At 42.4% G+C, this 20955-nt stretch carries 20 protein-coding genes; 10 read left to right on the top strand and 10 right to left on the bottom strand.

Annotated features, from left to right (window positions below; all coding sequences use genetic code 11):
- The first annotated feature begins 12 nt into the window (after positions 1-12).
- The gene (gene recJ / locus MmiEs2_RS01005; RefSeq protein ID WP_316559583.1) at positions 13-1434 is read left to right on the top strand and encodes a RecJ family nuclease; all 1422 of its coding nucleotides are present in this window, start codon (positions 13-15) and stop codon (positions 1432-1434) included.
- Positions 1435-1488: 54 nt separating this feature from the next.
- Here recJ and MmiEs2_RS01000 read toward each other — a convergent pair whose 3' ends face one another.
- Complete coding sequence (locus MmiEs2_RS01000) at positions 1489-1704, bottom strand: hypothetical protein (RefSeq protein ID WP_316559582.1); 216 nt, start codon at positions 1702-1704, stop codon at positions 1489-1491.
- 64 nt (positions 1705-1768) lie between these two features.
- On the opposite strand from MmiEs2_RS01000, the gene radB reads away from it, so the two are divergent.
- The 3 genes from radB (at position 1769) to MmiEs2_RS00985 (ending at position 3822) form a co-directional block, all read left to right on the top strand.
- Positions 1769-2485 (top strand): DNA repair and recombination protein RadB, encoded by a 717-nt coding sequence (radB, locus tag MmiEs2_RS00995; RefSeq protein ID WP_316560211.1) that lies wholly within the window; start codon positions 1769-1771, stop codon positions 2483-2485.
- Between the two features lie 34 nt (positions 2486-2519).
- Entirely contained in the window at positions 2520-3551 is a 1032-nt protein-coding gene (locus tag MmiEs2_RS00990; RefSeq protein ID WP_316559581.1) for an S-methyl-5-thioribose-1-phosphate isomerase, read from the top strand.
- 91 nt (positions 3552-3642) lie between these two features.
- Positions 3643-3822 carry a preprotein translocase subunit Sec61beta gene (locus MmiEs2_RS00985; RefSeq protein WP_316559580.1) on the top strand — a complete coding sequence of 60 codons (180 nt, stop codon included), beginning with the start codon at positions 3643-3645 and terminating at the stop codon, positions 3820-3822.
- 171 nt (positions 3823-3993) lie between these two features.
- Here MmiEs2_RS00985 and MmiEs2_RS00980 read toward each other — a convergent pair whose 3' ends face one another.
- Positions 3994-4518 carry a helix-turn-helix domain-containing protein gene (locus tag MmiEs2_RS00980; protein ID WP_316559579.1) on the bottom strand — a complete coding sequence of 175 codons (525 nt, stop codon included), beginning with the start codon at positions 4516-4518 and terminating at the stop codon, positions 3994-3996.
- 479 nt (positions 4519-4997) lie between these two features.
- Here MmiEs2_RS00980 and MmiEs2_RS00975 point away from each other — a divergent pair, with 479 nt between their 5' ends.
- From MmiEs2_RS00975 to MmiEs2_RS00950, 6 genes are all read left to right on the top strand, one after another.
- Entirely contained in the window at positions 4998-5987 is a 990-nt protein-coding gene (locus tag MmiEs2_RS00975) for an ABC transporter substrate-binding protein (protein ID WP_316559578.1), read from the top strand.
- Positions 5988-6179: 192 nt separating this feature from the next.
- A complete protein-coding gene (locus MmiEs2_RS00970) occupies positions 6180-9014 on the top strand; it encodes a U32 family peptidase (RefSeq protein ID WP_316559577.1) in 2835 nt (944 codons plus the stop codon).
- A gap of 546 nt (positions 9015-9560) precedes the next feature.
- Positions 9561-9953: a DUF1699 family protein gene (locus tag MmiEs2_RS00965; RefSeq protein WP_316559576.1), complete on the top strand. Its 393-nt coding sequence runs from the start codon at positions 9561-9563 to the stop codon at positions 9951-9953.
- A 204-nt stretch (positions 9954-10157) separates the two neighbouring features.
- A complete protein-coding gene (locus MmiEs2_RS00960; protein ID WP_316559575.1) occupies positions 10158-10640 on the top strand; it encodes a hypothetical protein in 483 nt (160 codons plus the stop codon).
- Positions 10641-10745: 105 nt separating this feature from the next.
- Positions 10746-11543 (top strand): ABC transporter permease, encoded by a 798-nt coding sequence (locus tag MmiEs2_RS00955; RefSeq protein WP_316559574.1) that lies wholly within the window; start codon positions 10746-10748, stop codon positions 11541-11543.
- Positions 11544-12308 carry an ABC transporter ATP-binding protein gene (locus tag MmiEs2_RS00950; protein WP_316559573.1) on the top strand — a complete coding sequence of 255 codons (765 nt, stop codon included), beginning with the start codon at positions 11544-11546 and terminating at the stop codon, positions 12306-12308.
- A 286-nt stretch (positions 12309-12594) separates the two neighbouring features.
- Here MmiEs2_RS00950 and MmiEs2_RS00945 read toward each other — a convergent pair whose 3' ends face one another.
- The 8 genes from MmiEs2_RS00945 to MmiEs2_RS00910 all read right to left on the bottom strand — a co-directional run bounded on the left by MmiEs2_RS00945 (position 12595) and on the right by MmiEs2_RS00910 (position 20826).
- Entirely contained in the window at positions 12595-16428 is a 3834-nt protein-coding gene (locus MmiEs2_RS00945) for an S-layer protein domain-containing protein (RefSeq protein ID WP_316559572.1), read from the bottom strand.
- Positions 16429-16556: 128 nt separating this feature from the next.
- A complete protein-coding gene (thiL, locus tag MmiEs2_RS00940; protein ID WP_316559571.1) occupies positions 16557-17726 on the bottom strand; it encodes a thiamine-phosphate kinase in 1170 nt (389 codons plus the stop codon).
- A 497-nt stretch (positions 17727-18223) separates the two neighbouring features.
- Positions 18224-18850, bottom strand: a complete 627-nt coding sequence (rpsB, locus tag MmiEs2_RS00935; RefSeq protein WP_316559570.1) for a 30S ribosomal protein S2 — start codon at positions 18848-18850, stop codon at positions 18224-18226.
- 172 nt (positions 18851-19022) lie between these two features.
- Positions 19023-19208 (bottom strand): DNA-directed RNA polymerase subunit K, encoded by a 186-nt coding sequence (locus MmiEs2_RS00930; protein WP_133517917.1) that lies wholly within the window; start codon positions 19206-19208, stop codon positions 19023-19025.
- 190 nt (positions 19209-19398) lie between these two features.
- Positions 19399-19587 (bottom strand): DNA-directed RNA polymerase subunit N, encoded by a 189-nt coding sequence (locus MmiEs2_RS00925; RefSeq protein WP_133517916.1) that lies wholly within the window; start codon positions 19585-19587, stop codon positions 19399-19401.
- Positions 19588-19598: 11 nt separating this feature from the next.
- Complete coding sequence (locus MmiEs2_RS00920) at positions 19599-20006, bottom strand: 30S ribosomal protein S9 (RefSeq protein ID WP_316559569.1); 408 nt, start codon at positions 20004-20006, stop codon at positions 19599-19601.
- 5 nt (positions 20007-20011) lie between these two features.
- Entirely contained in the window at positions 20012-20434 is a 423-nt protein-coding gene (locus MmiEs2_RS00915; RefSeq protein ID WP_316559568.1) for a 50S ribosomal protein L13, read from the bottom strand.
- 11 nt (positions 20435-20445) lie between these two features.
- Positions 20446-20826 carry a 50S ribosomal protein L18e gene (locus tag MmiEs2_RS00910; RefSeq protein WP_316559567.1) on the bottom strand — a complete coding sequence of 127 codons (381 nt, stop codon included), beginning with the start codon at positions 20824-20826 and terminating at the stop codon, positions 20446-20448.
- Positions 20827-20955: the final 129 nt, after the last annotated feature.

Genomic DNA, 20955 nt, shown 5'->3' with positions numbered 1-20955 from the left:
ACGAGTGAAAAAATGGAAACAGATACATTTCAAAAATTAAGCGACCGCGCGGAATTGTGCGCGGCGCAGTTAAGGGCGGCTGATTCGGTTCATTTGGTTTCCCATATTGACGCGGACGGCATCACTTCCGCCGCGATTATGTGCCTTTCTTTTGAGCGCGCCGGTATTGATTATACGGTCGAGTTCGTGAAGAAATTAGATGAAAAAATTATGGCGCGCCTTTTGGAAGAAAATCATGAGCTGCTTGTTTTTACCGACCTCGGCAGCGCCATGGTCGATTTTATGGTTGACAACGGTATGAAAACAATCATTGCCGATCACCATCAGCCCAATGGCCGCCCGGAAAACATCGCAACCGATTCAACCACATTTTTGTATCACATGAATCCGCATTTGTTCGGCGCAAACGGCGGTTTTGAAATCAGCGGCTCCGGCGTGTCTTACATTTTGGCAAACGCGCTCGGGGACAACAAAGATTTGGCAGGCCTTGCGATTGTCGGCGCAATCGGCGACATGCAAAACCGCAAATACGGCAAACTTGTCGGCTTGAATAAGGAAATTTTAGAACAAGGCGTTGCCGCCGGCGTTTTAAAGAACGCGCAGGATTTGTCCCTTTTCGGCAAACAAACGCGCCCGATTTACAAAATGCTTCAATATTCGTCCGAACCGTATTTGCCGGGACTGACAGGAGATGAAGAAGCTTGCATCCGATTTTTACAAAACGCGGGCGTCGGCTACGACCAGCGCGACGGCGCAAAACTTTGGATCGAACTGTCCCAGGAAGAGCGCGTGAGCGTCATTTCCGCGCTGATGAAATTCTGCCAGGACCGCGGATTTCCGGCGCACCGCGTCGAAGAGCTGATTCGCGAATGCTACACGCTTCTGACGGAAAAAGAAGGAGCAGAAATGAGAGACGCGTCCGAATTTTCAACGCTTTTAAATGCGACCGGCCGTTACGATAAAGCCGATATCGGCGTTCGCGTTTGTATGGGCGACCGCGAAGACGCGCTTGCGGAAGCGAGAACGCTGCTTTCGGAACACCGGAAAAACCTTGTCAACGGCTTGAATTTCGTCAAGGAAAACGGCGTGACACAGCTTGAAAATATTCAATATTTCTATTCGGGCGAAGAAATCAAAGAAACGATTGTCGGCATCATTGCCGGAATGGCAACTTCAATTGACGGCATTGACCGCAAAAAACCGATAATCGGCATGGCGGATTCCGAAGACGGCATTAAAATTTCATCACGCGGCACACAGGATTTAATTCGCCGCGGACTGAATTTATCCAAAGCGATGAACGAGGTCACGGAAATGGTCGGCGGCGCGGGCGGCGGACACGACATCGCAGCAGGCGGAACGGTTCCGCCGGAACGGGCAACAGAGTTCATTGATTTGCTGGACAAGTATATCGGAGAACAGCTGAAAAAATAAAAACGAAAAGGTGCATGAGTTAACAAAAAAATGAAAAACAAAAAAGCTTTAAGATTATGTTCTTAAAGCCGAGGTGTAAGCATCGTAAATGTTCCAGAGCCAATAGAGAAGAACAATTAAAAAACCGATGACCGGAATAAAAAAGCTGATAGCTGAAACCACAGCTGCACCGATAAAAACCATAATACCTTTTAAAAACTGACCGCAATAAAATTGTCCGAGACCGGGAATGAAAAACGAAAAAACCGCTGCTAAAACTGAATTTGCCATAGGCGGAACAAACGGTTTAATCGTATATCACTTTTGTTGTCGGTTTTAAAACTTTAAAAGATTTATATCACTTATTCATTACAACATACAAAAGACAGGAGGCGCAAGTATCGGAAATTATCTGGCAACGGGATGCAAACCGATTGACGATTTAATCGGCGGCGGCATTGAATGCGGCATTGTCACGCAGATTTACGGCGAGCCCGGCTCAGGTAAAACGAATTTATGTCTTCAGACGGCGATTGAATGTTCAAAATCGGGAAAAAAAGTCATTTATATTGATACGGAAGGGCTTTCTTTTGATCGATTTACGCAAATCGCCGGCGAAAAATCCAAAGAAATCGCGCAGAATATTTTGATTTATGAGCCCATGAGTTTTGACGAACAATATACCGCGATTTGCGAAGCGGAAAAGATTTCAAGTGAAAATATCGGTTTGATTGTCGTCGATTCCGCAACCTCTTTTTACCGCTACGAGCTGGACGATGAAGACGCCGGCATTCAGGGACGGCGCGAGCTTTCCAACCAAATCGGATTTTTGCAGGGGATTGCGCGAAAAACAGGCATTGCCGTCTTGATTACAAATCAGATTTTCAGCGACGTTGAAAACAGCGGAAACGTAAAACCGATCGGCGGCCGCGGCATCGAACATATTTCTAAAAGCATTTTAAGATTAGACCGCGTCGGAACCGGCGAGAGAAGCGCGAAAATCATCAAACACCGCGCAAAACCCGAAGGCGAAATGTGTTATTTTGCAATCACGGCGGAAGGATTAAGGTAATATTCAAATTTTATTCACAAATCAAGGAAAAAACATGAGAACAATTGAATGGGACGATTCGGATTCGTCCGTAAAAATGATTGATCAGACGCTTTTGCCGAGCGAATTAAAAATAATTAAATGCAAAAACATTGCCGAGCTTTGCGAAGCGATTCAAAACTTAAGGATCAGAGGCGCGCCGGCGCTCGGCGTTTGCGGCGCGTTCGGCGTTGCTCTGTCGGCGCAGCTGAGCAGCGCAAGCACGGTAGAGGGCATTATCAAAGACATGAAAGCCGCAGGAGACGCGATTAAAAAAACACGCCCGACCGCGATTAATTTGGCGTGGGGCGTTGACCGCGTTCTCGAAGTTGCCGAAGATGAAGGAATGGACCCGCGCCTGATTCAAAATATCGCGCTTGAAGTCGCCAAAGAAATCGCCGACGAAGACGTGGCGACCAATAAAAAAATCGGTAAAAACGGCGCGAAACTGCTTCGCGACGGCGACGTCGTTTTGACGCATTGCAACGCCGGCAGATTGGCCTGCGCGGACTGGGGAACGGCGCTTGGCGTGATTCGCTCGGCCGTTGCCGACGGAAAGAAAATTACCGTCGTCGCCTGCGAAACGCGCCCGCTCAATCAGGGCAGCCGCCTTACCGCCTGGGAATTGCACGAAGATAAAATTCCGGTTCAAGTCATACCGGATTCGGCTGCCGGATTTTTGATGAGCGAAGGCGTGATTAACAAAGTCATTGTCGGCGCGGACAGAATCACGCAGGAATTCGTGTACAACAAAATCGGAACGTACACCCATTCCGTTTTGGCAAAGGAACACAACATTCCGTTTTATGTCGCGGCACCGATCTCAACGCTGGACCCGGAAAGCTGGGAAGAACACGTGCAAATCGAAAGGCGTTCCGAAGACGAAATCCGATATATCGGCTCCAATAAAGATTTGAACGTGCCGCTAGGTGTTCCGATTTTGAATTTGGCGTTTGACAAAACGCCGATGGAAAACGTATCGGCAATCATTACCGAAAACGGTGTGTTTTATCCGCCGATCTTGCTTGATGAAATCATTCTCGGCTGAAAAAAAGATAAATGTTTATATAAGAACAAACGCTCTATCAATTACATTCTTTGAGTCGTATTAAAATTAAAAATTAAGGAAAGATATATTTATGGCAAAGCAAAAAGGAAACGGTCTCCAGTCTTCCGCAGGATTGATGAGATATTTTGACGCGGACAAAAAAGCAATTACTTTTAAACCGATTTATGTTTTAATTGCAGGCATTGTCATCGGTCTTTTCGTGTTAATTATTTCTTACTTCTACGGCACCTGGCCGTTGACAACTGTTTAATGAAGATGAATAAAATTCATTTTCAACATTTCTTTTTAAATTTTTATCAAAACTTTTAATTATATTTTATTGAATTTTTTTTGAAATTAAAAATAGAGAGCAGAAATGCCGAACAAATCAAAAAGAAATGAAAAAAAGAAAATTGGACAAAAAGGAAAGAAATTTAAAATTTTATCCGATTTTTCGCATCGCAATTTCAATCGCTTCCGTGATGCTTTCTTTGGGCATAATCGTTGTGACCGGAATGGAAACGATTTTTTCAACGGTGTGACTGACAATCGGCGCGCAGACCAGCGCTTTGGCACCGTCGCGCTCGGCGCGCGTGGCAACGATAATCGCTTCTTCGATGGAATTTGCGGAATATTCTTTAACTGTAATCAAGCGGCCGCCGATTTTTCGTTTGGTTTCCGTAATCGTGTCCAAAACCATACGCGCGGCAATGACTGCGATAAATTCGTCCGACGGTCGCTCATGCATTCGAACCGCAAGAACAATCTGCCGCAGCGTTTTGATATTCGGTGTCCGGTTGCCGGTCAGAATTTTGTATAAAGTGCTGTGCGGAATGCCGGCTTCTTCCGCGAAATCAATCGCGCTCATGTTTAAATCTTCTTTAATCACGCGATGAAGGACGATTTGAAAATTTTCATCAGATTCAAAAGCGGCTTTCATTAAACGTTGGGATGTTGATAGATTCATCCCCCTGCCCTGTGTTTTCATAATTCGCGAACCATTTTTTCATTTTTGTTTTATTTCATTTGAAATGATTTTTTCAAATTCATAATTTTATTTTTCAATAATTTGAATAGAATATTGTCCTAAATAGGAAACAGAGTATAAAAAATTATCACAAAAATGACAAAAATTGACTGATTTCGGATAGATTTTTATATGAATTTCAGGCAAATTGTTATTTGCGGTTAAATCCGCACAATTAAATGCCGAATTCGGCAAAACCAAAAAAAGTATTTCGAGGAAAAATAACTCATGTTGATGCGCTGAAATTTCAAGTGTATCGCTTTTCATTCCCCTGTATTACGCCGTAAAATTTTTTCTCGAAATACTCCCCAACCGATTGAAGTTTTGTGTATATTATAGAATATGATGTCTCACGATGACAAATCATTGCAAGCCGAATATCGCGCTTGAAATTGTTTTTGAATTTACGGAGGTTTACTATGAAAAAATTAATGTTTATCAGTCTCGCATTTTTGCTGATTGCGGCTGTTGCGTTTTCAGGCTGCTTAGGCAACGATGACACCACCGAAGTCGTTATCGGCTACCAGCCGAGCACGCACCAAATGGCTTACACCACCGCAAAAGAACTCGGATGGTGGTCCGCCAATTTAACACCGATGGAGGAAGTCAAATCCGTCGGCGACAAATCATTCCCGAGCGGTCCGTCTGAAGCAACCGCGCTTGCATCCGGCGCCATTCAATTCGCATACATCGGCGCAGCGCCGATTATTCCGGCCGTTGCTCAAAACAACGCCGATTTAAAGATTATCGCAGCCGTTCAAATCAACGGATCCGGCTTGGTTATCCCGACAGATGCCGAATACACCGACCCGACTTATTTCGAAGGCAAAAAAATCGCGACCTTCCCCCCGGGCTCCATTCAGGACACGCTCCTCAAACAGTGGCTGACCGACAACGGTGTTAACCTTTCAAAAGTTGACATTAAAGGAATGGACTCAGGCGAAGCGCAAACCGCTTTGAAAGCAGGTTCTGTTGATGCCGTTTTCTTGCCGCACCCGGCACCTTCCATCATCGTTAAAGCCGGTGACGGAAAAGTTATTTTGGACTCGGGCGAAATGTCCGCCGACCACGCTTGCTGTGTTTTGGCCGTCAGCCAGGATTTCATTGACAAATACCCCGACATTGTCGCGGAAGTCGTTAAGATTCATGTTGATGCAACCAAATATACAAATGACAATCCCGAAGAATCCGCCAAATATTACGCAAAAGTAACCGGCGTTTCCGAAGATATTATCATGGCTTCTATCAGCGAATGGGACGGCGCATGGATTTCAGACCCGCACATCATTGAAGAGTACGTCGTCGCTTACGCGAAATCTCAGTATGAACAAGGTTTGGTTCCCAAACAATTGACATCTGAAGACCTCTTTGATATGTCATTCTACGACGCTTATGTCAACCAAAAATAATTAAACCGAATTGACATCCCTCATTAAAAACAAAAACGAAGGATTGCCGTCCCCACGGCAATCCGCTTCCTCTACATTTGCTCTCTGCCATTTCTTCTTCGATGACTTTTTTTGAAAAAGCAAAGCTATTTTAAAGTGTATCCTGTTTTTCAGATTGTTATCAATCGATTTATTTTGCTTTCAGGTGTTTTTGTGTCCGATTCCAAATCTTCATCTCATTCCAATTCTTGCGCGGATCCGGCCGTTGAATTGCTGGCGCCGGCAGGAACGCTCATTTCGCTTTTGGCGGCCGTTCAAAACGGAGCGGATGCTGTTTACATGGGCGCGTCCAGGTTTGGCGCGCGCGCTTACGCCGGCAACTTCTCCGACTGTGAACTTGCTGCCGGAGCCGATTACGCGCACGCATTCGGAAAAAAAGTTTATGTAACGCTCAACACGCTCTACCGCGATGACGAATTAGACGATGTTATGATTTTATTTGACGAACTTTACCGCCACGGCGTTGACAGCGTTATCGTTCAGGATTTGGGACTGTTAAAAAGAGTTACCGAACGCTACCCCGATTTTGCCGTTCACGCGAGCACGCAGATGACGGTTCATAATTCCTATCACGCCGCATTTCTTCACCGCCGCGGCATCTCTCGCGTTGTCCCGGCACGCGAAAATTCGATTCCGGAACTTATTGAAATTAAAAAAACCGGCGTCGAAGTTGAAACATTTATTCACGGTGCCCTTTGCATTTGTTATTCCGGCCAATGTTTGTTCAGCAGCCTTGTCGGCGCGCGCAGCGGCAACCGCGGAAAATGCGCACAGCCGTGCCGAAAGAGATATTCGCTCAACGCTTGCGGAAAAACCATGTCAACCGACGGCCAATATTTAATCAGCCCGAAAGATTTGAACGCTTCAGAAAACATCGGCGCGTTGATTCAAGCCGGCGTTGATTCTTTTAAAATCGAAGGCCGCATGAAAAAACCCGAATATGTTGCAGGTGTCGTTTCCGTTTACAGAAATATTATAAATCGGGCGCTGTCGCAACCGGGTTCAAAAATTTTGCCGACCGCAATTGAAAAAGGAAAATTAAAAAAACTGTTCAATCGCGATTTTACGGAAGGCTATTTCCAAAAAAATCCCGGCGGCGACTTGATGAGCCGAAAACTGCCTTACAATAAAGGCATCCTCATCGGAAAAATCACAAGCGTTGACCGTAAAAATGAAAATATTTACGTTCAATTAACGTCGGAACTATCCGCCCACGACGGCATTTCAATCGGCGACATCGGAAAAAATATGAATTCAACCGAAGACCCGCGCCGCGGTTTTACGGTAAAAAAAATGTTTGCCGGCCGAAAAATTTGCAGCAAAGCCGGCGCGGGCGAAACTGTTGAGATTCCGCTTCCGCAAACCGCAGAAAACCGGACGTCCCTTCCGGCCGTCGGCGATTCCGTTTACAAAACATTTGATTTTGAGCTTCAAAGAGAAATTTTAAAAACGTTTCCGGAAAACAACGGCAGCGACGAAGACCGCGACACTCTTATTGAACAAACCGTTTTAGCCGCATATGAAAATGAATCCGCTGAAATTAAAGACGTTTATTCGTCATCAGACGTGTTCCCGATTGCGGAAATGGTTGAAAAATTATCACCTGCCGAATCTCTTCAAATTCCGATTTCATTCGAATGTAAAATAGAAACAGGATCACCGATTTCAATAACCGTTTATGACTCATGCAACCGCAAAGCAACGGTTTTATCAGATTACATTGTCGAACCGTCTCAAAAGAATCCGTTTTCAGAAGCGCAGGCGCGAGACATTTTATCAAAACTCGGCGGAACGATTTATCAAACCGCATCAACCGACATAAAAATAATTGGAGATTGTTTTGTTCCGGTCGGAGAATTTAAAACGGTTCGCAACAAAGCTTTGCAGGCGCTCCTTTTCAAAAGAATTTCCGAAAAAAGAAGAAACTCGCCTGCGATTTTTGATTCGGCAGCAAACGATTCAAAAGAACAAACAGACAGAGATTCAAAACACGAATTGCCGCCTCAAATTTCCGTTTGCATTTATTCGGAAGATGAATTGTTTGCGGCGCTTGCAGCCGGCGCGGACAGAATCTATATCGGCGGCGACATTTTTAAAGATCCGCTGTCCTTTGCGGAATACGGAATTTCAGCGGATATGATTTCTTCAATTTCCGGCAAATTATCGGCAGCCGACAAGGAAAAAATATTTTACAAAACGCCTGTCATTACGAAAGAAAATGATTTTGAATCGTTGAACCGGATTTTTAAAACGCTTCAAGAAGCCGGAATTTTTGGAATATTAGCGTCAAACGTCGGCGTTTATGAATTTATAAAATCGCATCCGGATTATTCGAAAAATTTCAAAATCGCAACCGACGGTTCGTTTAATATTTTTAATTCGGATGCGGCTCAACTCTTTTTAGAAGACGGCGCTGTGTCGGTTTTATTATCACCCGAACTCTCAATTTCCGAGATCGGACAACTGACAGAAAACGCGATTTTAAAAGGAAATCCGGCGGATTTTGAATGCACCGTTCACGGAAGACAAAGATTAATGGTGACAGAACATCCGCTTTTACAATCGCTTTTGACCGAAACGGAATCAAATTTAAAAGAAAACGAATCAAAATCAGGCAACGAAGAAGAAAAAACATTACCGTTGCAAAATTACGTTTTAAAAGATTCCAAAAATTATATGTTCCCCGTATTTCCCGATACAGTCGGCAGGAATCATATTTTCAATTCACGAGAATTGAATGCGTTTGATTTATTGGACAAGCTTCGCCATGCGAATATTACATTTTTCAGAATTGACGGAATCGGCCACACCCCGGATGAAATCGCCGCATTGATTCGCCGTTACAAAACAGGCTTGGAAGAATCAAATAAAAACAACCCCGGCAGACCGGATTCAGATTTAAACACAAAAACGAATTCAAACGCAAAAACAAATTCAACCGATGGATCTGAATTTACAAAAGGCAACTTTTTAAGAAGCGCCGAATAAACGATTTAACCGAGCAATTCGAAATAAAAATAAAATTTGATGACAAATTGATTCGAATTATTTTTTGGACAAAATTTAGAATAATCAATTTGAAGTCACCACATATTTTTATTCTGTTTTGAAAATATATTGTCTATTTATTAAATTTAATTCAATTTAATCATTTCAATTAAATTTATATAAGGGAAATGTTTAGTTCCGTTTACATTTCTGTTAAATAGAATTTTCATATTGATAATGAAATTCTTCCTTAACACGTACTTAATTTGTCATTCAAACCAATTGAGTAATTGATTGAGATTATTTTTCAACAGTGCAATCCGATTATATTTTCGGATGAAAACTGCAGACAAAACTTAAGTAAGTTTTAAGGTATAGAATTATACAAACAAAGTTTTGAAACAAAACATTTAATTATAACTGTTTCACTATACCTTTTATTAACGGCTATCAATGATTATTTTGGAATTAAAATATTTTCTAATGAACAATCTTGATGCATTTATAATATACCAATCTACCATCAAAAAACAGAGAGAGGGAGCAATGAAAATCAGAATTATCAGTTCTAAGGACGAAATCGGGACGTTGAAATCAGGTGACAAAATTGTCCATCTGGCATTCCGACCCTCAAACAAGGATATCATGACATTGATTTCACTCTGCCCGAGTGTTAAAGCAATTCATATTCCGAGTTCCTACAAAAAAACATTATCTGAATCCATTCAGATGTTTTTGGCAATGCAAAACATTGCACTTCTTGAGGGAGATGTTTGGGGACATCGAAAAGACATTAACGAATATTTTGAAATTTCGAAAGAAATGATCAATACAATCAACGAATTAAAAGAAAACAATGTCTCAGAGGAAGATATTATTTCACATCTCAGAGATACAAAATTAAGCGCCGATTTAATTCGGTATATTATGAATTCCTAAAAACGTTTTTAATTAGAATTTTTTTGCCGGTTTTACGGCTTTTATAAAATCATGATGCTGCCAGCCTCGGCGCATCTTTTAAATTTTTATAAATTTTAAATATATCATATTGTTTTGTATATTTGGAATTGTTTTTTCAAGCAAGATTGAATACTTTCTCTCCGCGCGGCAAACCGTCATATACTTTTTAATTGTTTTGAAATTATGACGGAATTTGAGAGAGGACTTGTCACTTCTTTTAACAATTATTTTAAAGAAAACAATATGCGCGGAATTTCATATCGGTTAAAACAGCACCGGTTTACGTCGCAATTTCTGGATGTTTTAGTTGATTCTCTTCACCCCGATTACTACATGGGAATCGAATGCAAGAGCATTTCCGTTGAAAAAGGAACGAAAGCGCTTTACTTTACCCAGCACTTTACGACCGATAAAAAAGGCGTTCATCAGATTGAACGCATATCCGATTTTTTGAACCACTCCGGAAGATGCGGTTTTTTGGCGGTTGAATTGCGTTACGGTGCCGGGCGCCCGCGCGAAGCGTACGCGATTCCGTGGAAAGACATTTGGGAAAGATTCGACTCGGATTCTTTGAAATTCACAATTGAAGAAATCAGCGAATACCCGTCAATCATTCGATCGGGCGGCGGTTATCGAGTCGACCCGACCGCTTGGATTAAGAAATAAAGACGGTTTTCCGATGTTTTCCTTAAATTGCCGGAATTCAATTTTATCGCCGGATTTTGTCCTTTTTGTACATTCCTATCGTTTTTTCCTACAAGGTTATAAACAATGAACCCGTTTAGAATAGGCATGGAATCCCAAAACGCGCAAAAAATAATTATCGGGGCTTTATCGTTAGCAGCCTTCGCAATTCTTTGGGAATTGCTGGCGATATATATTAACAATTCATTTTATTTGCCCCGCTTCTCAAGTGTTATTACGGCATTTTTCAGTGTCATTCAAACATCCGTTTTCTTTAGAGATGTCGGTATCAGTTTGTACCACTTCATCATCGGATTTGCTTTTTCATTAATTGTCGGCATTCCGATCGGCATGCTGATGGGCTGGTTCCCGATATTGGACAAAGCGCTCAACCCGATTGTTGAGATTTTTCGGCCGATTCCGCCGCTTGCATGGATTCCGTTTGCAATCATTTGGTTGAAATTGACGCACCAAGCCGCCGGCTTTATCATTTTTATGGGAATGGTTTTTCCGATCATCATTAACACCTATTCGGGTTTTAAAAACGTCCCGAAAATTTATGTCGAAGCCGCGAAAGTTCTCGGAAGCGCTTCAAGTTTGAAATTAATAAAAAATGTCGCGATTCCGGCAGCGTCGCCGATGATTCTCTCAGGCATTAAAACCGCAATGGGTGTCGGCTGGATGTGTTTGGCAGCGTCTGAAATGTTCGGCGTCAGCGATTCCGGCATCGGCTACAAGATTTGGTTCTATTACGGCATCCAGTCCATGGATTACGTTGTTGTTTACATGCTGATTTTAGGTTTTATCGGACTCCTCCTGGACTTCCTGTTCAGATATTTCATTCAAAATCGCGTCTTAAAATGGCAAAAAGGAACGGTGGTCTGAATGGGCGATTTAGTTATTGAAAATTTATCCAAGAAATTCAAAAAAGGAGACACTGAATTTCTGGCATTGGAAGACATTAATCTGACCGTCAGAAGCGGTGAATTTGTCACGATTTTAGGCCCGTCCGGCTGCGGCAAAACAACGCTCTTGCGCATCATCGCAGGCCTTGAAACTTATTCAAGCGGAACGGCATCTTTGGACGGCGAGCTGATTACCGGCCCCGGCCCGAAGCGCGGCATGGTTTTTCAGGAATATTCCTTATTCCCGTGGAAAACTGTTCTCGGAAACGTCATGTTCGGGCCGCTGATGCAAGGATTTTCAAAGAAAGAAGCCGAAGAAAAAGCGATGTCTTATTTGAATTTGGTCGGCTTGACCGAATTTAAAAACAGTTACCCGTACGAACTCTCAGGCGGCATGAAACAGCGCGTTGCAATCGCGCGCGCGCTTGCAAACGAGCCTGAAATCATTTTAATGGACGAGCCGTTTGGCGCGCTCGATGCGCAAACCCGAAACAATCTTCAAAACGAACTCCTCCGCATTTGGCAGGAAGAGCAGCGAACGATTATTTTCGTTACGCACAGCGTTGACGAAGCAGTTTTCTTGTCAGACAGAATTGTTGTTTTATCCAAACGTCCCGGAAAAATCAAAAAGATTATTGAAATTCCGATTCAGCGCCCGAGAGACAGAACGCGCCCCGCCGAAAACGCGGTTCGCAATGAAGTTCTCAGACTTTTGGACACCAACACAAATTGTGAAATTGATTAAAAGCCGTGTCTTTTAATCTCTTTTTTATTTTTTAAAAACGCCAGTTATTAATCTGTTTTAAAATCACAGATTCTCTTTTTTGAAACTTTTGGAAACACCTGCGGATTTGCGCGCGCGGCGAAGCGGCGGCAGCACGGCGGACAGCAGCACTTTACAAAAAAGAATACAAAACACAATTCAATTTAAAAACGACAATTAAAAACGTACACCGGAATTCAAGAACACAATAAAAAAGAAAAGGTTCGGAAAACCCGAACCTGTTTATTTTAAATTAAGATCAAATTCCTTATTTTCTTTGGAATTTGGATTTCATGTCGCTAAAGATTTCGCCGGCAACATCTTGATAGTTGTCTTTTGTTGCACCTTTCACACCGAAAAGATACGCGACAAATCCGATCACCGCAATAACGATGATTGCAAGGATTGCCAAAACCACGTACAAGATGGTTGATCCGAACTTCGCCGCGTTGACAGGAACGGTAGACATGCTGGAAGGCAAATCAATTGTTCTGTTGCTGTCGGTTTCGCGAAGCGTCAGAGTGTAAGTGCCTTCTTCGGGTGCTTTCACAGACAAGGAAACGCTCTTTGTTTTGCCCATGTCAACGGAAACGGTTGCATTGTCCTGATCGACAATATTTCCGCTGCCGTCTCTCAAAATCAAAGAAACGTCGTGAGAACCGCTTTTGACACCATTGTTGGTCACGTCAAAGGAAAGTTTAATTGCTTTCTTTGCGGCCGGATCCTCGGGTTTCATTGAGAAAGCGGAATAGACGAAGGCGACTTCTTGAGAAATATTAACATACGTGGTTCCGTTGTTGTATTTCTCTTTAACGACATCGATTGAAATGTTTCCGGTATTGTTAAAGGTATAACCGAATTCACCGGAAGAATTGGTCGTGCCGACTCTTTCGCCGCTGATGTAAACAGTCGCATCACTGACAGCTGATCCGTTCAAGGAATCTGTGGCTTTAATCGTTGCAGGCACGCCGTAGTAAACGGTTTCCGGAGAGACGCGAACCGTCATGTTGATGAGTTTTTCTGCGACGTTCAAAGTTGTGCTGCCGTTCACAAAGCCGGATTTTTCACCCGTCACTTTGAGAGAACCGACAGAATTTGCCGTATAACTGACTTCACCGGAGGTGTTGGTTGTGCCGACACTTGATCCGTTGACATAAACAGTAACTCCTTCAAGTTCCAATCCGCGGTCAGTAACAGTAATCAAAACCGAATCGCCGACCGTGACGTTGCTCTGGTTCAAAGAAACCGTCAGCGGATCCGTTGACCCGATTGTACGTTCAACGACAGGCGCGAATCTCAATGTGCTGCTGTCACCGACTTTGAAGTACATCGTATCGTTTCCGACTTTCATAAATTCAACATCGTTGTCTTGTGAAAGTGTGATCCTTTCATCATTGGAAAGGCGAATACCATCTTTACTATAAGTGCCCTTCATTTTACCGTATTTTGTATCTGAATCAAGTTTTGTTAAATCTAAAGACGCTTGGAAAACACCCGAGATGGAAACAATACTGCTTTCAGTACCTTGGAAAACGGAATCAACACGAACACGAATGAAAGAAGTATCATTGATTTTACTGAAATTACCTTCATAAATCAAATCACTGCCAGCTGAAACGATATCGGAATGAAGTTCTTTGCCGTTTCGTTCAACGACCAAACGAGCTTTACCACCATTTGTATCAATTTGCTCGACTTTAATTGAAACGCCTTCTTCAAGCGTCATATAAGATCCGACACGCATTTGGTATTTGTCATCCCGATCAATCAAAACTTTGGACAAATTACCATCTTTCAACAAACTGCCATTGTCGCCGGCATAATATTTCTCACCCATGAAACCGACAATGGTATAATTCTCATGCCATCCGGAATAGTCATAACTAATATTCCTGATTTGAGATGTATATGTCAAATTTCCTTTTTCGATTGTGCGGGAACTATCACTAAGCGTTTGAAGAATTTTAATTTCTTCAATAGAATCATTATCATCATTGATGTCATAATAAAATCCTTCAAAATTTCTCGGATTCCATACATCAATGATAAAATCAAAATTAGTATCATAATCTGAAACAGTTCCACGGATTTCATAAACGCCCGGATCAGTGTATTCAATGACAGGCATAAACTTCAAGAAAGAGGAATCGGCAACGATGAGTTTGACTTTTCCCATCAGTTCGACTTCAGAATCTTGACTTAAGCTAATTCTTTCGTCATTCTCCATCAAGATTTCAGTATCGGTGACACTCTTGATTTTCATTTTACCGATGGATGTACCGCTTTCCAATCGAACCAAGTTATCCGAAATTTGGAAGAAACCTTCAAGTTCAACAATTGCGCTTTCTGTCCCTTGGAAAACGCTTTTAACGCGCGTTTTCACAAAGGTTGTATTATTACCGCTGCCACTGCCGACATTTTTCGTATAAACGGCATCTTCATTTTCGTTTGTAATATAACTTCCGATTTCTTTACCGTCTTTTGAGAAGATAATTTGTGCTTTACCGCCGTTAATATCAATTTGCTGGACGGAAATGGAATAACCTTCTTCAAGAGCATAATTTTGACCGGTACGCAATTGGATCTTATCATTATTATCTAACAATACTTTTGAAAGGTTTCCATTCTTCATTAACCTGCTTTCATCATCACCTGCAAAGTATTTATCACCCATAAAACCGACAATATTATAATTGCCCCATTTTGAAAAATCATAATTGACGGGAGACGGTTTGGTTTTATAAATCAGATCATATTTCTCGATAGAACGACTAATGTTTTTGATGGTCATCTCTTCATTACCTTCACCGGTATCCAAATCATAATAAAAACCGGAGAAACTGCGTGCTGTCCAGGTATATTCTCCACCCAACGCATAAATCCGTTCATCCCAAACACGATCACCCGTTGTTTTGGGAATGACTTCAAAAGCCCATGTTTTGATTTGAGCAGGATTTGTTCCGTCATTCACGGTTAATTCCAAAGAATAATTCCCGGTTTCATTTGTTCTCCATTCAAAAGCATCTTCTGTAGCACCGGACACATCATTTTTAGTAAGAATGCTCGTAGAGGTGTCAGTATTATTCAATTTCCATACGAATGAACAAGATGCTGTTGTGATTGCCTTCAAACGGATAGAAGAACCATTTTCAATATCCGCAATAGATTTTTCAGTACCGTTCGGATAAAGGAAATCTTCCATTTCAGTTAAATCGAACAGATTTAATGCAGCCAATTCGACTTCATCAGTACTGTATAAACTGTAATAATCAGTATCATTTCCTCGAATTTTAAGAGTATATTTATAACCGGGATCAAGATTTGAAGCAGTCAATACACCCGTTCCAGATAAAGAAAGATCAGACGGGTTCACAGTAGCACTGTCATTTCGGGTAACAGCATAATCACTGCCATAAGTATCCCAATTTGATAAAGTCCATGTAATTGAATCAGTGGTAGTTGCATTGGAAAAACCGACAGGTGCAATTGTTTTCAGAATTGTTTCATTATTATCTGTCCCATCACTTGTACGGAAACGGATGTCTGTATTTGCATTCGGATTTCCTTTAACGAAAGCAGTTGTTACAGATGTAACATCCTCCCAGCCGGTTCCGTTATAAATTTCTAAGAAATATGTGCCGGCAGGTGTCCAAGATGTCCACGTTAATTCAAAATGCGTTTCATTGGAATTAGAAGTAGACTTCAAATCACTAACATCAGGTTCCGGAACAGGAGTCGGTACAGGAATAGGAATAGCTGAGAAGGGAGCTGATTCTTCAGTAATACCGTTGTCAGTAAGTTTGACAATATAAGAATCGCCTGCAGTTAAACTAATACCAGTAAACATATAGCTACCGGAGTCAGACGGGGTTTTGACAGGACTGATTGAAGTAGAACCGGTATCATCAAAAATCTGAATAGTCGCTGTAGAAGCATCATCCAAAGTGCCACCCCAATTAACAGTGACATTATAAATTCCCGAACCGAGAGCATCTTCAGTAGCCGAAGCAGAAACGCTGTTGGCATCAACAGCCGCGCTCGCCATTCCGACCATTGAGAACAGAAGCAGTAAAACGACCGCGTATTTTAATATGGTTTTCATAATTTTTTCCTTTAATTTAATCAATATTTAAAAATCCCTAATTATTCAAACTTTAATTATTTTTGAAATATAAACCCTAAATTTTTACTGAAAAGTAAAAACAGATGAAACAATTTCACAATCTCATCTCATATATATTTTGTGAACGAATCGTACCCCAATTTCATCAAGGGCTGCCTTTGTGAATTTAAACCCGTATGTCTGAGAATGACGTTTTCATTTTCGGCGATTGCCTTTCCGATAACCGTGAACTTGCAGGGATATCTGCCGGATTTGCCGTTTGAAGAAAGAGAATCAAACCGGCCTGCTGCGCCTTCGTTGAACTTTTGGAAAAGTTCTTCGATGAACGAAAGTTTATCGGACGGAATCGTAAACAAAAGTTCGTAATCGCCGCCCGTATAAAGCGCTTCATGAATCAGCAAAGAACGCGCGGCCGCTGCGATTTGTTCGTCAGTCATTTCAGTTTCGTTTTGTTCATTTTTCTCGTTTTGTTCGTTTTGGTTTTTCAAATGATCTGAAAGGATTTCCAAAGCTTCCGCATCTAACGGAAGTCTTTGTTCGTCGATTTCAAAGAAGACGCCAGAAAGCGCCGATAATTCGTAAACGGATGATGCCAAGCCGTCGCTTGTGTCAATCATTGAATTGACGGCGCCGCTTTTTGCAAGCATTTCGCCTTCAAAAACACGCGAGAAAGGCTCGGTTAAATTTTTCAAAAATTCGGCAGAAGCGTTGGCTTCCCCGATTTGTCCGAGCAAACCGGAAAGTGCGACACCGGCAGAGCCTAAAAATCCCGTCACGCAAAGGAGGTCATCGGGTTTTGCGCCTTTTCGCAAAATCAGATTTTTATTTTCGGAAATCCCGATGACGGTTCCCGTAATCGTCAGTTCATCGCAAAATTCGGTATCGCCGCCGATAACTTCCGCGCCGAAAAAGGAAACGCATTCCTGAATACCGCGCGCAAGATCTTTCGCATTTTCAAGCGTAAAGCCCGCAGGAAGACCGGCCGAAAAAAGGAAAGCGACCGGTTTTGACCCCATCGCCGCCAAATCGCTTAAATTAACGGCCGCCGCCATCCATCCTTTTTGGAAAAAAGTCATTCCGGACGGAAAATCCGAAGATTCGCGAACCGTATCCGTGCTGAAAGTCAACGATTCAAGAGAAATGTTTTTCGAAAAAGAATCAAGCCTGAGCGCCGCGCAGTCATCGAATTCGGAGCCGGAGAGAATCGGTTTATTTTTAAATTGAAAAACATCGGAAAAAACACGAATAAAATCTTTCTCCGTCGGCTGATCGCTCACAAATGACACCCGGTTTGGTTTTACAAAACATACAACATGATAAAATACGGCAAATTGACCGTACAAAATGGAATAACAAATGAATAGAATCGAATCCGATTACATAAACGATATCTGATACTTGATATTTAAACCTGTTTAAGAAGAATTCAAGAGTGCAAGGACTCGAACGAAAAACATTACCATCGGAATAGGGAATTGGGGTTTGGAACGAGGGGTCGTATCCTTCGTTTTTGAGGGTTCGTTTTTTTACAAAACATGAATATTTTCCGTTCGAGGTGCAAAAGAATAAAATGCCAGATATATTAAATCATTTACTTTAACTGCAATCGAAATTGAAGTTAATCGGAAACAAAAACAGAAACAAGAATCAAAATAAAAAAATAAAACGCGCCGTTTTTCTAAAAAAGATTTTTTCAAATAACTGAAAAAACAAATAAAATAAAAAAGGAACAAGGAAACCTTGTTCAAGAATAAATTGAATTTGAATGATGTGATTACAACGGAACTTCAAAGTTGGAAAGTTCGGCGTTGAACGGAATTCCCTTTGCTTTGCAGAGTTCTCTTGCCAAAAGCCAGTAAACGAGGGAAAGCGCTTTTCTTCCTTTGTTGTTGGTCGGGATGACGAGGTCAACATTTTTGGTTAAGTTGTTGGAGTCGGCAAGCGCGACAACAGGGATGTTGATGTCAAAAGCTTCCTTAATCACTTGAGCGTCACCGGCAGGGTCTGTCACGATGATAATCTCAGGTTCGAAGTAGTTGTCCATCTTCGGGTTGGTCAGCATGCCCGGAATGAAACGTCCGAGTGCGGAACGGCAACCTGTTGCTTTTGCGAACATTTTTGCAGGGTATTGACCGTACTGTCTGGAAGAGACAACCAAAACACGGGAAATGTCGTATTTGGAAAGTAATTCGGCCGCTGCGATAATTCTGTCGTCTGTGGACTGAATGTCAAGGACGTAAAGACCGTCGGTTCTGACGCGGTAAACGAAGCGCATCATGTCTTTTGTTTTCTGTTGCGTTCCGATGTGGACACCGGCTGCCAAATATTCGTCGATTGAGACGAGATAGTTCTGTTCGTTTGCTGCAGTTTCTTCAACTGCGGGTTGTTCTTGGTTTTCCATTTAATTCACCTTTTAATTTGAATTCAAATTGAGTTCCTTAATGTTTATTTTCCTTAATTCGATGAGTGATGATTAGAATCACACGTTTGAGAATAAATTCGCAAATTTCTTCGAATCTTGTCGACTCGAACTCGTGATTTGAAAATGTTTTGAGATAATCAATTCGATGAAATTATCTCTTGACGGTAATCGGAACGACGCCTCTTTCGAACTCTTCAAGAGCGATGTAGAGCGGATCGACACCCGATTTTTCATAATCTTGAATTAAGACGGGGGCACCCATTGAAATTTGAAGGGCGCGGGCACCGACAATTCTGGCTCTTTCGAACCGTGTATATTCTTGTACTTGGAGTTTCATACCCTTTTCACCCGGAACTTTGTCCGTCGCTGTTTCTGAATGTGAAACGGACAGAAGAGAACAAAGAAAATTTCAAAGAAACGAAGGATTCAAAGAACCCGACGAATCCGAGAAAACAAAGAGGATTTCAGAAGAATCCTCTGTCTTTGCTTTCGCTGTCGGTTGTATCAATAAATTGATTTTTTTGTTTTTACTGGTACGGTGCAATCACGTCAACCATTTCGATATGACTCAAAAGCATTCTTCTGCAGCAGTATCTGGAATAGCCGAGGTCGTTTAAGACCTGGCCTTTATCTTCGCCTGCTTCGACGCGTGCTTTGAATTCTTCATATCCGGAAGCAATGACTTTCCCGCATGAAAAACAACGGACCGGTAACATGTTTTATCACTTTATCTGTAAGATTTCTGGTATTTTGCTCTGGCGCCCGGACCACCGTAGTATTTCGGTTCTTTCTGTCTGGAGTCGCTGACGAGCAAGCTTCTGTCAAACTCTGCAAATGCGTCGCGGATAGCTGTGTCGTTGGTAAATTCAACGATGCCTTTTGCGATTGCCGTACGGGCCGCGTTTGCCTGGCCGACAAATCCGCCGCCCTGAACGGTGACGTTAATGTCGAGCTTTGAGATCACCGCTTCGCCGGCGATGTTAACGGGCTCGGAAACTTTTTGGTTCACAAGCCAGCTGCCGTAAATGGGAAGCGGGATTTTGTTAATTCTGACGATGCCTGTTCCGCTCTTAACGGTTGCTCTGGCAACGGCGGTTTTGTGTTTACCTGAAGTGTTTACAACTTTTTCTGCCATTTGAATCACTCCACCTTAGCGCCGAGGTTCTTGCTGATTTCGCCGAGCTTCACATATTTTGCGGAGCCGAGACGGGTCATGCTTGCGGCGTCGATTGTTTCGGTTTGTGCGTTCTTCAGTTCCATGGGCACACCGACATAGACTTTGAGGTTTGCCATTGCGTTACGGCCGCTCTGTCTCTTGTACGGAAGCATACCGCGAACTGTTCTTTTCAAAATTCTCTCCGGTCTCTTCGGGAAGTAGGGACCGTATTCGGGTCTTCCTCTCTCGACAGAGTGGCGGTAGTCTGCAAAAATTGTATATTTGTTTCCGGAAACAACCGCGTCTTCGGCGTTGATAATATCAATCTTTTCACCGGCAAGGAGACGCTTCGCGACAATGCTTGCCAGACGTCCCATAATTAATCCGTTTGCGTCAATAACTGTCATACTTTTGCACCTCACTGGAAAATTCTGATGCCGGAACCGGTCGGGTTCTCTTCGATGATGTCTTCGATACGGACACATGTGCCGCCTGCTGCGGTGATTTTGTCAAATGCGCCGACGCTGAAATTCAATGCCGCAACGGTCACGGGAATCGTGATGTCGCCTGCGCCGAGAACTTTTCCCGGAACCAAAAGGACATCGTTTTCCTTTGCGTGTCTGTTGATTTGACTCATGTTGACAGCGGCATAGTTTCTGGACGGGTTTTCCAATTTCTTGGCAATTGCTGACCAGATCGGTGCATCATTTTCTGTACTGGCGCTCTTAAGCGTCAAAATAAGGTTAATCATTCTCGGATTTGTCTTTCGAGAGAGCTTTACAAGTGTTTTCTTACCCATTATTTTCCTCCGCAAGATTTTTTGAAATAAAAATCCTACTCACGCAGTTTGCTTAAAAATTAGAAAAGCCGGTTGCGTTCGAAAATAAAGTACCTTGAAATGATATATCAAAAAAGATATCTTACAAAA

Origin of the sequence: Methanimicrococcus stummii, from assembly GCF_032594435.1 — an archaeon.
GTDB lineage: Archaea > Halobacteriota > Methanosarcinia > Methanosarcinales > Methanosarcinaceae > Methanimicrococcus > Methanimicrococcus stummii.
Note: the sequence above shows the minus strand (reverse complement) of the source record. Positions and strands in the feature narration are given on the sequence as shown.

Bases quoted from the DNA above. Each gene is read 5' to 3' on its own strand.
- MmiEs2_RS00990 (WP_316559581.1), top strand. From the start codon at position 2,520: ATGAGAACAATTGAATGGGACGATTCGGATTCGTCCGTAAAAATGATT.
- MmiEs2_RS00945 (WP_316559572.1), bottom strand. From the start codon at position 16,428: ATGAAAACCATATTAAAATACGCGGTCGTTTTACTGCTTCTGTTCTCA.
- MmiEs2_RS00910 (WP_316559567.1), bottom strand. From the start codon at position 20,826: ATGGGTAAGAAAACACTTGTAAAGCTCTCTCGAAAGACAAATCCGAGA.
- MmiEs2_RS00915 (WP_316559568.1), bottom strand. From the start codon at position 20,434: ATGACAGTTATTGACGCAAACGGATTAATTATGGGACGTCTGGCAAGC.
- MmiEs2_RS00950 (WP_316559573.1), top strand. From the start codon at position 11,544: ATGGGCGATTTAGTTATTGAAAATTTATCCAAGAAATTCAAAAAAGGA.
- MmiEs2_RS00960 (WP_316559575.1), top strand. From the start codon at position 10,158: ATGACGGAATTTGAGAGAGGACTTGTCACTTCTTTTAACAATTATTTT.
- MmiEs2_RS00925 (WP_133517916.1), bottom strand. From the start codon at position 19,587: ATGTTACCGGTCCGTTGTTTTTCATGCGGGAAAGTCATTGCTTCCGGA.
- rpsB (WP_316559570.1), bottom strand. From the start codon at position 18,850: ATGGAAAACCAAGAACAACCCGCAGTTGAAGAAACTGCAGCAAACGAA.
- recJ (WP_316559583.1), top strand. From the start codon at position 13: ATGGAAACAGATACATTTCAAAAATTAAGCGACCGCGCGGAATTGTGC.
- MmiEs2_RS00920 (WP_316559569.1), bottom strand. From the start codon at position 20,006: ATGGCAGAAAAAGTTGTAAACACTTCAGGTAAACACAAAACCGCCGTT.
- MmiEs2_RS00975 (WP_316559578.1), top strand. From the start codon at position 4,998: ATGAAAAAATTAATGTTTATCAGTCTCGCATTTTTGCTGATTGCGGCT.
- MmiEs2_RS00985 (WP_316559580.1), top strand. From the start codon at position 3,643: ATGGCAAAGCAAAAAGGAAACGGTCTCCAGTCTTCCGCAGGATTGATG.
- MmiEs2_RS01000 (WP_316559582.1), bottom strand. From the start codon at position 1,704: ATGGCAAATTCAGTTTTAGCAGCGGTTTTTTCGTTTTTCATTCCCGGT.
- MmiEs2_RS00980 (WP_316559579.1), bottom strand. From the start codon at position 4,518: ATGAATCTATCAACATCCCAACGTTTAATGAAAGCCGCTTTTGAATCT.
- MmiEs2_RS00930 (WP_133517917.1), bottom strand. From the start codon at position 19,208: ATGAAACTCCAAGTACAAGAATATACACGGTTCGAAAGAGCCAGAATT.
- MmiEs2_RS00965 (WP_316559576.1), top strand. From the start codon at position 9,561: ATGAAAATCAGAATTATCAGTTCTAAGGACGAAATCGGGACGTTGAAA.
- MmiEs2_RS00955 (WP_316559574.1), top strand. From the start codon at position 10,746: ATGAACCCGTTTAGAATAGGCATGGAATCCCAAAACGCGCAAAAAATA.